Annotated in this window: 10 protein-coding genes, 1 tRNA gene and 1 pseudogene; 10 read left to right on the top strand and 2 right to left on the bottom strand. The window is 38.0% G+C overall.

Annotated elements, in window-relative coordinates; genetic code table 11:
- Nucleotides 1–5 precede the first annotated feature (5 nt).
- From WC614_02030 to WC614_01985, 10 genes and pseudogenes are all read left to right on the top strand, one after another.
- A complete protein-coding gene (locus WC614_02030) occupies nt 6–1,508 on the top strand; it encodes a sodium/solute symporter (GenBank protein MFA5031772.1) in 1,503 nt (500 codons plus the stop codon).
- 5 nt (nt 1,509–1,513) lie between these two features.
- Nucleotides 1,514–1,717 (top strand): hypothetical protein, encoded by a 204-nt coding sequence (locus tag WC614_02025; GenBank protein ID MFA5031771.1) that lies wholly within the window; start codon nt 1,514–1,516, stop codon nt 1,715–1,717.
- A 29-nt stretch (nt 1,718–1,746) separates the two neighbouring features.
- Nucleotides 1,747–1,950 carry a hypothetical protein gene (locus WC614_02020; GenBank protein MFA5031770.1) on the top strand — a complete coding sequence of 68 codons (204 nt, stop codon included), beginning with the start codon at nt 1,747–1,749 and terminating at the stop codon, nt 1,948–1,950.
- Between the two features lie 2 nt (nt 1,951–1,952).
- Nucleotides 1,953–2,468 (top strand): hypothetical protein, encoded by a 516-nt coding sequence (locus WC614_02015; protein ID MFA5031769.1) that lies wholly within the window; start codon nt 1,953–1,955, stop codon nt 2,466–2,468.
- A gap of 545 nt (nt 2,469–3,013) precedes the next feature.
- Nucleotides 3,014–3,781, top strand: a complete 768-nt coding sequence (locus WC614_02010; protein ID MFA5031768.1) for a sugar phosphate nucleotidyltransferase — start codon at nt 3,014–3,016, stop codon at nt 3,779–3,781.
- Complete coding sequence (locus WC614_02005; protein ID MFA5031767.1) at nt 3,771–5,039, top strand: T9SS type A sorting domain-containing protein; 1,269 nt, start codon at nt 3,771–3,773, stop codon at nt 5,037–5,039. Before WC614_02010 ends, WC614_02005 begins: the two co-directional genes overlap by 11 nt.
- Before the next feature lie 226 nt (nt 5,040–5,265).
- Nucleotides 5,266–6,345, top strand: a complete 1,080-nt coding sequence (locus WC614_02000) for a galactokinase family protein (GenBank protein ID MFA5031766.1) — start codon at nt 5,266–5,268, stop codon at nt 6,343–6,345.
- 357 nt (nt 6,346–6,702) lie between these two features.
- A pseudogene (locus tag WC614_01995) lies at nt 6,703–6,981 on the top strand (GIY-YIG nuclease family protein).
- A gap of 107 nt (nt 6,982–7,088) precedes the next feature.
- Nucleotides 7,089–8,885: a sodium:solute symporter family protein gene (locus WC614_01990; GenBank protein ID MFA5031765.1), complete on the top strand. Its 1,797-nt coding sequence runs from the start codon at nt 7,089–7,091 to the stop codon at nt 8,883–8,885.
- A gap of 83 nt (nt 8,886–8,968) precedes the next feature.
- Nucleotides 8,969–12,385, top strand: coding sequence for a DUF5107 domain-containing protein (locus WC614_01985; protein ID MFA5031764.1), 3,417 nt, complete (start codon nt 8,969–8,971; stop codon nt 12,383–12,385).
- 257 nt (nt 12,386–12,642) lie between these two features.
- On the opposite strand, the gene WC614_01980 is transcribed toward WC614_01985, so the two are convergent.
- Both WC614_01980 and WC614_01975 read right to left on the bottom strand, forming a co-directional pair.
- Nucleotides 12,643–12,719, bottom strand: a tRNA-Met gene (locus WC614_01980).
- A 100-nt stretch (nt 12,720–12,819) separates the two neighbouring features.
- On the bottom strand, nt 12,820–14,037 hold the full coding sequence (locus WC614_01975) for a T9SS type A sorting domain-containing protein (protein ID MFA5031763.1): 1,218 nt from the start codon (nt 14,035–14,037) through the stop codon (nt 12,820–12,822).
- Nucleotides 14,038–14,043: the final 6 nt, after the last annotated feature.

Here is a 14,043-nt window from a genome sequence, read left to right as displayed (position 1 = left end):
ACAAAATGATAAACGGTGTAGATGTTTTTGTCATAATATTCTTTATGTTATCCCAGTTGCTTGTCGGGATATATTTCAAAAAATATATCTCCACGACTGAGGATTATTTCCTTGCAGGACGAAACCTTACATGGTGGGTAATCGGAATGTCCATAATCGGGACGAACATTGGCGCATATGACTATATCGGAGGTGCCGGCGCAACTTTTCGTGTCGGGCTTGCGCAGGCGAATTACGAATGGATTGGCGCTATCCCGGCTATGGTAATATCTGCTTTGCTCTTTGTACCTTATTACTGGAGAGCAGGAGTTTATACTATCCCGGAATACCTTGGCGAAAGATATAATCAAGCGGTTAGGTTAATAGAAGCTTTGCTCTGGGGTTTTTTCCTTGTTGCCTGTCTTGCTATTTTCTTCTGGGCAAGCGGTATAATGATTCATACGTATTTAGGCTGGAATATGTGGCTTGGTATTATACTTACGGGATTGATGGTAGGAATATATACAATAACCGGCGGTCTTACTGCAGTGGTTATGACAGACGTAATTCAGGTCGTAATTATGGTAGTCGGTGGAATAGCGGTTGCAATAATTGGATTTAGCACCGTGGGAGGATGGAGCGGACTTGTAGCCAAAATAACACCCCAACATCCTGACCACTTTAAGCTGTTCCTTCCGTTGAGTAACCCTGATTATCCGTGGTTGGGAATGATTTTTGGATTGGGTATAGTTTTGTCTCCTGCATGGTGGTGTTGTCACCAGGCTATTTTACAAAGAGCATTAGGAGCGCGTTCGGAATGGGATGCAAAAGCCGGTATGTTAAGCGCAGCACTCTTGAAAACTTTAGTACCTTTCCTTTACGTGCTCCCGGGATTTTTTGCGCTTGCCTGCTGCACGACTCCGTTGACTAATCCGGATGAAGCATTGCCGTGGGTTGTTAAAAATCTCCTACCTGCAGGACTTACGGGACTTGTGTTCTCGGCTTTTTTAGCCGCGCTGTATTCATCGGTAAACTCTACACTTAATTCTTCCGTAACGTTGTGGACAAGAGATATATATCAGAAGTTTATTAAGAAAAACGCAACGGATAAACATTATCTTGATTTCGGGAGATGGTTAACTTTTGCTTTCGTTATTCTTGGAATTATACTTGCTCCGATTACGGAAAAATTCGGTATATACTTAGCTATGCAATACATACTTTCCCTGTTCCAGGGACCGACTTTTGCAACAATGCTTCTCGGAATAGTATGGGCAAGAGCGACTCAGTGGGGAGGGCTATTTGGATTGCTTGGAGGAGTTGCGGTAGCTTTGGTACTGACAATTTCCAAGATGAATTTCCTATACGTAGCTTGGTGGTCATTTGTAGCGTCTTTAATTCTTAATTTTATTATAAGTTTGTTGACTAAACCGGAACCAATGGAGAAAATCAGAGGTTTGGTATATGGATTGGTACTAAAAGATAAACAGGTGCAGGATAATTTATCCAAAAGGGTAAAAGGAGAATAATAAAAATGATGCAATGGTTAAGCGGTCTTTCGTCAATCTGGGTAAAAGGTATCGCAACTGCTTTTTTTCTATTAATGATAATCTGGGCAATATTACTGCCGAAAGAATACATATTCAAAGGCGCTCCCGATAAAAAACTGTGGAGAGATTTACGGCTGTGGGCAGTTATTGTTTTAGTTGTCCAGATAATTATATACATAAAATTTTAATCCGCCTCAGGCGGAATGGTGGGTTGACAATGACAGAAAAAAAGAAACAACAGTTTACTCCATTGCAGATAATGGGAGTATTCTGGACGACGTTCGGGATAGTAGTAATGATTACTGCTTATGCCCCTGCTACAAGGGTTGGAAAAATTACAGACCTGTTATCCGGGGGAATACTTCTCATAATAGGTATAATAGCTCTCCTTAAAGGGAAAGTAAAAACCTGCGAGAAATAACAGTGTTCGTAAAACCACTGATTCTTAAAGAAGAAGCCTTACTGCTTTTTGATAAAGGTAGTAAATGGCGCCGCAAACAAAAACCCGAAAAAATAGAATTAATTTATCTCCCTTATTACTCGTTTGAAATCCTTGTTCTAATCAATAATAAAGAAAAAGAAGTGTTTTTATCCGTTGATGGAATACAGGGAGAATTTCGGTTTCTTGAAACCAAACATCTTGAGTTTACTGAAAAAACAAAGAACCTATGTTTTAAGTTTACGATTGGCAGGGAAGAAGCTACAAAAAGAATGCGGGACGAATATCAATGGATATTAGTAAAAGGCAATAACGACAGAAAGATTCGTGTTAAGGTTAACAGGATAAAAGATACAAAAGAATTCTTTTATCCTTACTGGATAGCTTATTATAAAAGAATAAACGGGTATGAGTTCAAGACTATTGATGCAATATCGGGAAAGTTTACGGGAGTAAAGATGCAAAGAACTTTCTTAAAAGCATTCTCTCAACAAACATAGGTATATTTTTTTTAACTCTAATCTTTATTTTTTCTCTGTGCTCTCTATTTTCTCTGTGTTCTCTATGTCTTTCTGTTATCTTTTAACTATGAAATTCTCTTTTCTCTGTGTCCGGAGTTTACCCCGCTGTGTCGAAGATCTCGCCTTAGGCGGAGCGGGGTGGTTAGATTTGATTATGTTGCCTCTGCCCCATTCAATAAATTAATTCTCTTCTCTGCACTCTCCGTTCCCTCTGTGTGCTCTATATATTTTTCTCTTATCTTCTAACTATGAAAATTTTTTCTCTGCGCCCTCTGCGTCTTTTTGTTCTGTGTTAATCTCTTTCAATCCCTGTTAATATTCTGTTTTTCGTGTTTTCTTTGTTTTTTTGTGCTTTCGTGGTAGTCTTTCTTCTCTGTTCTTCTCCTCTCTGTCCGGAGTTTACCCCGCTGTGTCGAAGATCCGCCTGAGGAGGAGCGGGGTGGTTAGATTTGTCTGTTAACAAAATAATCCTTGACATTTCAGCCTGAAATAATTAAAACTTGAAAGAATTAACGGCAATAAGAATGAACGAAAACAGAGAAATTACGGGCGTAGTTTTGGCAGCAGGACAAAGCACAAGAATGTCCGCCGCAGGTATAAAACAGAGCAAACTTGCTCTTGAACTTGCAGGAAAACCTGTAATAAAATACGTAACCGATACGCTAATTAAAAGCGGTATAAAAAGAAATATCATAATTGTCGGATATCAGGCGGATGAAATAAAACAGGTATTGGGAAATGGATTTGAGTTTGTTCTTCAAAAAGAAAGATTAGGAACCGGTCACGCCTTAATGCAAGTCAGGGATCACTTAAAAAATTATACCGGCGATTTATTTGTTGTAGTTGGAGATAGCCCATTTCTGACGACTGAAGTCATAAATACTCTGGTAAATAAACACCGCTTAAGCGGAGCAGCGGCTACGATACTTACTGCCTGTTATGATAAACCGCCTGATTATGGTCGTATTATTCGTGATAAAAAAGGTAAGTTGCTCAAGGTCGTTGAAGTTAAAGATGCGAACAAAGATGAATTGGCGATTAAAGAAGTGCATACATCACATTATTGTTTCCGTGCAGAAGTAGTTTTACCACTACTTTCCGAAATCAAAAACAACAATGCAAAAAAAGAATACTATCTAACTGATATAATAGAAATGCTCCTTAAACATAATAATTTAGTTGAAACAGTTCAGGCAGAAGATCCTGTTGTTGGTATGGCAATCAACACAATGGAAGATTTTGTACAAGCAGAGAAGACAATGAAAGGGGTAATTAAGAAAAATGGAAATTAAAGGAAAGTTTTTGGAGATACTTACCTGCCGATTAGGCTGGATTTTTTTATTAGCTGGAAGTGTCTGGCATCAATTGAATGCCGAATATTCCGGATGGACAGTTTATAACACAAGCAATTCAGGTTTGCCGGATAATCGTGTTTATTCAATAGCTATAGAAGACTCTATAAAATGGATTGGAACTCATGGTGGCTTAGTAAAATTTAATGGAACTAACTGGACTGTATATAATACGAGTAATTCTGGCTTGCCAGATAATTGGGTTAGTTTTATAGCAATAGAAGGAAGCACAAAATGGATTGGAACTCATGGTGGCTTAGTAAAATTTAATGGAACTAACTGGACTGTATATAATACGAGTAATTCTGGCTTGCCAGATAATTTTATTTTTTCAATAGCAGTAGAAGAGAGCACAAAATGGATTGGCACTCGTAATGGATTAGCAAGGTTTGACAGCACTAACTGGACTGTTTACAACACCTCGAATTCTGGTTTGCCGGATAATTGGGTTAGTTTTATAGCAATAGAAGGAAGCACAAAATGGATTGGTACTTGCGATAGTGGATTAGCAAGGTTTGATGGGGTAATCTGGACTGTTTATAATATGGGCAATTCTAATTTGCCAGATAATCGTGTTCGGTCAATAGCAACATTGGGCAACACAAAATGGATTGGTACTCGCGATGGCGGATTAGCAAGGTTTGATGGGGTAATCTGGACTGTTTATGATAAATCAAATTCTGGGTTGCCTTATAATTATGTCTCTGCTCTTGAGATAGAAGGAAGTAATATCTGGATCGGAACTTATAACGGTCTTGCAAAGTTTGACGGCACTAACTGGACAGTTTATGATTATAGTAATTCGGGCTTACCGAGTAATTATGTTAACTCAATAGTAATAGAAAATGGTATAATATGGATTGGAACAGATGGTGGCGGTTTGACAAGTTATAATGAAACAGGGATAGAAGAACCTTCAATTTCGGGTTTTGAACTTCGGAATGTGGAATTAAAAACACTGAAGAATCCGTTTGTTAAATCTACAATTATTAATTACTACATACCTGCTAAAAGTAATGTTTCATTAAAACTTTACGACCTTTCAGGCAGAGTAGTTAAAACACTTCTAAATGAAGAGAAAAAAGCAGGTACTTATAACGTAAAAGTAAATACAAAAGACTTGTCATCAGGGGTTTACTTTGTAAGTTTAAACACCGCAACATCCACAATAACTAAGAAAATAGTTTTGATGAGATAAGCGAATAGAACCACAAGATTTCACACGATTTACACAAGAAAAACAAATAAAACAATCTGTTTGCTTTGTGTAACATCTCTGCGGTAAAAAACTTTTTTATCCGTGTTAATCTGTGTTTATCTGCGGTTAATAATTTTAGTAAACTATTTTTAAAAAGTTTGACAAATAAGACTTATTCTCATAACTGTATTTATTATTGTTTAAAATAATCAATTTTTAATATTTAATGACTAATTTAGTCGTATCGGCGCCTGCCAGGATCTGTTTATTCGGCGAGCATCAGGATTACTTAGGACTCCCCGTTATCCCCGCAGCAATTGACCTGCGTATTACAATAAAAGGAACTCCCCGAAAAGATAAAACCTTTAACATTCAATTACCTGATATATCAAGCAAAGAAGAGTTCTCATTTGACATTGACGGGAAAATTCCTTACATATCGGAACGGGATTACCTGCGCAGCGGAGTTAACGTTGTCAGGCGGGAAGGCGCAAAACTTGACCACGGCTACGATTGCGAAATTCGCAGTAAAATTCCCATAAATGCCGGTGCTTCAAGTTCATCCGCAATGTGTGTTGCCTGGATAAAGTTTCTTTTATCTGCTTCAGAACATAAATACAAAGACGACCCGGAAAAAATCGCATATTTAGCATACCTTTCCGAAGTTGAAGAATTTGGCGAACCCGGCGGTATGATGGACCAGTGCTCATCCGCAATGGGGTCTATAATATTCGTTGATTTTAAACCCGAATTCAAAATAACAAGACTAACCGCTAAACTGGGAGCTTTCGTATTAGGAGACTCCCTTCAGGCAAAAGATACTACAAAAACTTTATCCCGAGTTAAAAAAGGTACATTAAGAGCAGTAGATACGATAAGAAAACAAAAACCGGATTTTAATCTTAAAACAATTACTCTTGGAGAAATAAAATCAATACTTACAACCCTTGATAAAGAGGAACAACTCTTAATTGAAGGTGGAATTACTACCCGTGATATTACAAGAGAAGCAAAGAGCCTCTTTTTGTCAGACAAAATGACTGATGAAAAAATGGGGGACTTATTAAACGCCCACCAGGCAGTATTAAGAGATAAAATCTTTGTTTCTAAACCCAAATTGGATAAAATGATAGACGCATCTATTAAAGCAGGCGCATTAGGTGGCAAATTGACAGGTTCCGGTGAAGGTGGTTGTATGTTTGCATACGCGCCTTCAAATCCGGAAGCCGTCGCAGAGGCAATAGAAAAAGCAGGTGGAAAATCTTATATTATAAATGTAGCTGAAGGAGTTAATAGAATTTTATAAAATCCAAATACATAATGTCAAATCAAAGTGAAAGATATTTATGTCACTCTGAACGAAGTATATAAGTGGCAAGATTTGAGTCTGTCATTCTGAATGGAGCGCAGCGAAATGAAGAATCTAAGCAGTATAACGTGGATTAAGCCGCTGGACTTTCTACTGAAAGGAACAGCGAGATTCTTCGCTACGCTCAGAATGACAATTATACGGCATATCACTTTCTGTCATTCGGACATGAAATCCTGAACAAAGTGAAACATATTTATGTCACTCTGAACGAAGTATATAAGTGGCAAGATTTGAGTCTGTCATTCTGAATGGAGCGTAGCGGAATGAAGAATCTATCTTTTAATTAATGAAATGAGATGTTATTATGTATATATAATGACTAACAGGACAAAGACTCTATATACCGGGGTAACAAATGATTTAGAACGTCGAGTCCTTGAACATAAAAATAAATTAGTTGAATGTTTTACAAAAAAATATAATATTTCTAAACTTGTATATTTTGAGGATACAGATGATGTAAGGATAGCAATTATGAGAGAAAAACAAATAAAAGGCTGGTTAAGAAAGAAAAAAATTGCTTTAATAGAGACTGTAAATCCTGAGTGGCGAGATTTAAGTGAAGAGTTTTTGGGGTCAGTAGAATATCAAAAAAAATACAACGAGATTCTTCGCTGCGCTCAGAATGACAAAAATAAAAATTATAACAAAATAATTAAGTAGAAAAGGGAGGAACAATGGTACATTTAGCGCTTATTGATTGGGTAATTATTATCGCGTATTTTGCCCTTTCTTTGTACGTAGGAGTAATTCATACTCGAATAGCAGGTAAAAGTTTAAAAGATTTTTTCATATCTTCAAACTCTCTCCCGTGGTGGGCATTAGGAATATCAATGGTCGCAACGACTTTTTCTACGGATACGCCGAATCTTGTTACGGATATCATTCGTCAGAATGGAGTTTCGGGAAACTGGGTTTGGTGGGCTTTCTTGCTGACGGGGATGTTAACCGTATTCTTTTATGCAAGATTATGGCGCCGCGCAGGCCTTTTAACCGATATGGAATTCTACGAACTCAGGTATAGCGGCAAACCGGCCTCTTTCTTAAGAGGATTCAGAGCGGTATATCTCGGACTCTTTTTTAATATTATGATTATGGCTAGCGTTACACTTGCAGCTACAAAAATCGGATTGGTACTTTTTGGATGGAGTAAAGTAACCGTTATAATAGTATGTTGTTCCGTTACTGTCCTTTATTCAATGCTTTCCGGAATGTGGGGAGTCGTCGTAACTGATGTTGTACAGTTTATTCTAGCTATGACGGGTGCAATCGCAGCAGCTTATTTTTCACTTAAACGCCCTGAAGTAGGCGGATTATCCGGAATGATATCAAAAATTGATATGAGTAAACTTTCTATGTTACCGGATTTCTCAAACTGGAGTGTTATGTTACCGATATTTATTGTTCCATTGGCAATTCAATGGTGGTCAACATGGTATCCCGGCGCAGAACCCGGCGGCGGTGGTTATATTGCTCAACGAATGCTCGCTTCCAGGGATGAAAAACAGTCATTACTCTCCGTGCTTTTGTTTAATGTTGCACACTATGCCTTGCGCTCCTGGCCTTGGATTATAGTTGCACTTTGTTCAATAATAGTTTTCCCTGACTTAAGAACAGCATTGTCTCCTGAACAGATATCGGTAATAGGCGGAGTACAAAACATAAGACAGGATTTAGGATATTCCGTGATGTTACGGTTTTTACCTGCCGGATTCCTCGGAATTATGGTAGTTTCATTGGCCGCAGCTTATATGTCAACTATCTCCACACATCTTAACTGGGGAGCATCTTACCTTGTAAATGACACATATAAAAGATTTATGAACAAAAATGCATCGGAAAAACATTACATTATGGTGTCAAGATGGATAACTTTGGGATTAATGTTTCTCGCCGGTCTTATAACACTTCTTCTGGAAAATGCGCTCCAGGCATTTCAAATATTGCTGACTATTGGCGCAGGAACGGGTCTTATTTACATACTCCGCTGGTTCTGGTGGAGAATAAACGCATGGACCGAAATCACGGCAATGTTCTCAGCTTTTATTGTTTCTATTTATATTAAGTTTATCCATACAAAAGTGCTGGGATACCCACAAATGCCTGACCATATTGCTCTTTTGGTTACAATCGTAATTACGACGATTGTCTGGTTAATCGCAACTTTTGCAGTTAAACCGTCCGATGAAGAAAAGAAAAAATTATTGTCATTCTATAGGTTTATAAAACCTGCAGGTCCAGGCTGGAAAATGATAGCAAAAGAGGCTCCTGAAGTAAAACCCGATATGAATATCGGAAGCGCATTCTTTGCATGGATACTGGGATGTGTTATGGTATATAGCGCGCTATTCGGCACAGGATATATACTCTACAGAAGACCTATCGGATTTCTTCTTTATGTCGTTACCATACTCTGTGCTCTCTTGATAGTTCGTATGCGAAGCAATTTCGGATGGTCAAAAGAAGTAAAATAAAGATTATTAAAAGTAGCATCTGGGGAAAATAATGTAGAGTCCGTCTTAGGCGGATTGAGTCTTGCGTTAATTAGGAGGTCGTAATGAAAAAAGTGATTGGGTTTTTAATACTGGCAGTTTCTTTTGGGATTGCCGGAAATATTAATGCAGAAAAAGTAAAAGCATACGAAGAAGAAATAACCTTGCCGACATATAAGGTATACCCTGAAAACCCTTATCCCTTTTTTGATATGGCTGAATATTATCGTACCCACATATATCCTTATCCTATGCAGGCAGACGTGTCAAATAAGGAAAAAATAAACCAGAAGCACAGATTTCTTACAATTGAAAACGAATATCTAAAAGTAACCGTTGCGCCGTTTTTAGGCGGTAAACTTTATGACATATACGATAAGGTTAACAAAAGAGAAGTTCTTTATACAAACCATGTAGTAAAACCTGCTCTTTATGGTATTCGTGGCGCATGGTGCTCGGGCGGAATTTCATTCAATTTTCCCTATGCCCATACGATTACTGCTTTTACTACGGTTGATAACACTTTAAAAGAAAATCCTGACGGCAGCGCTTCAATAATCATAAGCAACGTTGAAAGAAGATACAGAATGAAATGGAGCGTAACACTTACACTTTATCCCGGAAAATACTATATGGAAGAGTCCGTAAAGTTATATAACGGCAGTGATTCTCCTCACAGGTATCATTTCTGGTCAATATGCGCAGTTCACGTAAATGAAGATTGCAGGATGATATACCCGGCGCAAAGAGCAATTGACCACGAATTAACTGCAATATATTCATGGCCTATAGCAGACAGTATTGTAGAACCTTCACTTAAAGGGACAGATATAAGCTTACATAAGAATTTACCACATTCCGTTGCTTTGAGTGCATATTTCCCGACTGACAATTTCTTCGGATATTACGATTACCAAATTAATAAGGGCGTTGCCCATTGTGCCGACAGAAACGTTTTAACGGGAACAAAATTCTGGGATTTCGGGAATAACCCGTACGGACACTATTCTGCAGCCGTTAGATTAACCGATAATGACGGTCAATATAATGAAATAGACAGCAGCCCGTTTTTAACACAGGCAATTTTCCGTCTTTTACAACCACATCAGGTTGTTGCGTGGAAAGAACAATGGTTTCCCATAAACAACACAAAAGGACTGGTAACGGCAAATCCTGAAGCAGCGTTGAACATTGTAAAAAAAGATGCAACCGCAGAGATTCTTGTTAATGTTAATGAAAGTCTTAAAGATGCAATACTTGTAGTGAATACAGGGGATAAAGAAATATTGAAGAAATCCGCCTCAATGGAACCCGGGAAAGTATACTCGGAGCAAATTCCATACTCAAAACAAAGCGGAATGATTTCGGTAAAATTGACTGCTAAGGATGGAAAACAATTTATAGACTATGCCGAAAAAGCACCCGTCCCAGATGATAAACTCCCCAAACCCGGACTTATCCCTAATGAGGAAAAACCCGTTAAAGATATGACTCCGGAAGAATCATATGTAAGAGGTATGGAGCTTTTGAGATATGAAAGAAACGCTGAAGCTTTTACCTACTTTAATAGCGCTTTGGAAAAAGATTCAAGTCACTATTTAACACATAATGTACTGGGAACGGTTTATTACCAGAGAGGATTATGGGACAAAGCCGTTACCCACTTTGAAACTTCTCTTAAAAGGAACGAAGACCAGGGAGTCCCGCATTATTATTTAGGACTTATTCACAAGAGAAAACTTGAATTAGATGATGCAATTAGAGAACTTTCCATAGCGGCAAAATATTTAGAAACGGAAGCAAGCGCTCAATACTATCTTGGAGAAACGGAGTTTATGAGAAATAATATTGCAGGAGCAATATCTCATTTTAAAGAATCTCTTGCAAAAAATACAAAAGAGACAAAAGCGCAAAACTTGCTTGCAATTGCATACCGCAAAACCGGTGATAAAAAAAGTGCGCTGGAACTTAATGATAGAATTTTGACTGACGACCCAACAAATCACCTGGCACTATGGGAAAAATACAATATTACGAGAGATACTAAATATCTTACGGATTTCAGAGAACTTATACGCTCAAACGACCATAATTATATTGAACTTGCTTGCGATTATGCAAGTTGTGGCTTGTATGGAGATGCCTGTAAAGTTCTTAAAGACGTAATAGAAGTAAAGGGCAACAAACAAGTCTCTGTTACTTCCGAACATTTTGCGGATGAATCGGGAGAAAAATTTACCGATACTGAAAAGTTTGTAACCGACAATGCAGTCTTCCCAATGGTATATTATTCTCTTGGATATTTCTCAAAAATGAACGATGTGAAAGATTATGCAGGATATTACAAAAAAGTTTATGAAATTAAAAACTGGGATTATATGTTCCCCTCAAGACTTGAAGATTTCACGATACTTGAAGATGTTATAAAAGAATGTCCCGATGATTACCTTGCGTATACAGGGTTAGGCAATCTTCTGATGAACAGTTACAGGGAAGATGAAGCCATAGCCCGTTGGAAAAAGGCATCGGAAATAGTTGAAAAATTACCTGCCGGGGAAATTAGCAAACGCAGTGAGTTTATTACGGTTATATATAGGAACTTAGGGTATGCTTATAACAAAGTAAAAAACGATCCCAAAACGGCATTTTTATGGTATGAAAAAGGATTAAAATATAATCCCACCCTTGCGGATTACTACAGGGAATGTGGAGAAATTGCGGCGTCTGCCGGGGAAATAGAAAAAGGCATAAAATATTTAGAGCCGGTAATGGGTAAAATTAATAAATCATCCCTTGTTGTAAGAGGACTTATACCTTTGTATGTCCAGAAAGGTGATGATGATAAAATTATCCAATTGATAGAAACAAACGAGTTTGAAAACTGGGAAGGGGAGTATGCCGTATTGAACTGGTATAAGGATGCTCATATAAGAAAAGCAGACAAATTTATGGAGAAAAATGCGCTGGAAGATGCAGCAAAAGAAATGGAAAAATCACTTGTTCCACCAAAGAATATCGGGGATATTGGTGGACTTTCGTATGATAAATCATATCTCGGAGAATCGAAAGCTTACTGGAAGTTGGGAAACCTATATAAGAAACTGGGAAATAGTAAATTATCACAAGAAGCATTTAATAAAGGAGTCGCCTCTGTCCCGCCGGAATATTCATTGGAAGAAAGATATTATTATGCTCTTTCCCTTAAGGAAGTAGGAAGGGAAAAAGAGACTGCCAAAATATTTGATAAGATTATAGAGTATGCTAATTTAATGGCAATATCAAGACCAGGTTCGGTTTATAATAAAGATGCAACGGCAAGCTATAACTTCTATATGGGAATCGCTTATAAAGGCAAAGGCAACAAAAATAACGCAATCAAACATCTTAAAATATCCGTAAAATCTTACGAAGAAATAGGTGCAACTACGAATCCGCTTTATAAACAAGCCAAAACTATGTTAGTGGAGCTTAAAAGTAAATAAAAAGCCTATTTTGTTATTTGTGGTAGGACAGACCTGCCTACCGTCAGGCAGGCATTCTTGTCTGTCAGAAAAAATATATTTTACATACTTTGTTACTTGGTACACCCCTTTGTTTTCTACCCTACACTCTGTCATTCTGAACGAAGTGAAGAATCTACTTTTTTATGTGATTTGTTTTTTAGGAAAGTTAAAATGATAGACGGAAAATAAGCGAATATTAAAAGCTTATTAAAAATGGTAAGCGTGGAATTCTAAGATGGTTGCGGGGGTAGGATTTGAACCTACGACCTTCAGGTTATGGGCCTGACGAGCTGCCAGACTGCTCCACCCCGCGATATATTGTTTAACCTAATCTAATCTTCTGCTTTTGTCAAGATGTTAATTATAGGGAGCTCCCTCATTCTTTTATTTTTCCCCTATCTACTTTCTACTATCTACTTTATCTCCCCCATCTTTGTTATCTTGATCGGCTTATATCCGGATACCTTAACAAAATAAATCCCGGGTTTTAATGTTTTACAGACAGTATTATCTTTTGTTTCTTCTACTAATTTTCCCGTAATATCATAAATCTTTATGTTTGTTTTACTGTCCACTGAGCACTCACAACTAACCACTGTTGTTTGCACAAATGGATTTTGACTTGCCCTGAGCGTAGTCGAAGGGTTTTTGATATTTAATTTCTCTTCCACTCCTGTTCCCGTAGAATACCAGACATCACTATATGAAGCGCTATTATTGGCCCCGCCTATTACCCACATTTTATTATCAAACGATAAAGCCGTATGTGCAGCTTTTACTGCCCACCCAACCGTTCCTGTCGCTTGCGTCCAGTTCGCTCCATCAGTAGAATACCACACATCATTGAAATAATTAAGCGTATCTTCTCCTCCAAACACCCACATTTTATTATCAAAAACGGTTGCTCCAAAAAAGTCTCTTGGTGCCCACCCTGCTGCAGCGGTTGCCTGGAACCAGTTTGCGCCATCCGTAGAATACCATACATCGTTGCAATCATTTCCGTCAACGGAAGCGAATCCACCTATTACCCACATTTTATTATCGAAAACAAGTGCCGAATGAGAAAACCTCTTTGACCATCCTGCAGCTGCAGTTGCCTGTGACCAGTTTGCACCATCCGTAGAATACCACACGTCGTTACAACCTGTGGCATCAGCAGCTCCTCCAAGTATCCACATTTTATTGTCAAAAACTACGGATGCATGTGAACCCCTTGCCACCCACACCGCGGAACTTGTTGCCTGTGTCCATCCTGCCCCATCAGTAGAATACCAAACATCATTATACAAAATACTGTTATAAATTCCTCCAATTATCCACATTTTATTATCGTATACTACAGATGTATGATCCCATCTTTTTGACCATGCCGTTGAAACAGCTTCTTGTGTCCAGTTCACTCCATTAGTGGAAGACCAAACATCCTGACAAATGGTTGAACCTGAAAAATTATTTCCACCCATTACCCACATTTTACCATCAAAAACAACTGACGTATGAGCGCCTCTTCCTAACCAGCCTGCAGAACCGGTCGTCTCTACCCAAGTTATTCCCCCAAATAATAAATTACAAATTCCAAAACTACAAAACATACTCAATACTGTTTTCCTTATAAAACTAATCTTTTCCATTTTTCC

This window comes from bacterium (assembly GCA_041649255.1).
Lineage (GTDB): Bacteria > Hydrothermota > UBA3073 > JACQXS01 > JAQTXJ01 > JAQTXJ01.
The sequence above is the reverse complement of the archived record's forward strand: the minus strand, read 5'-3'. Positions and strand labels throughout refer to the sequence as shown.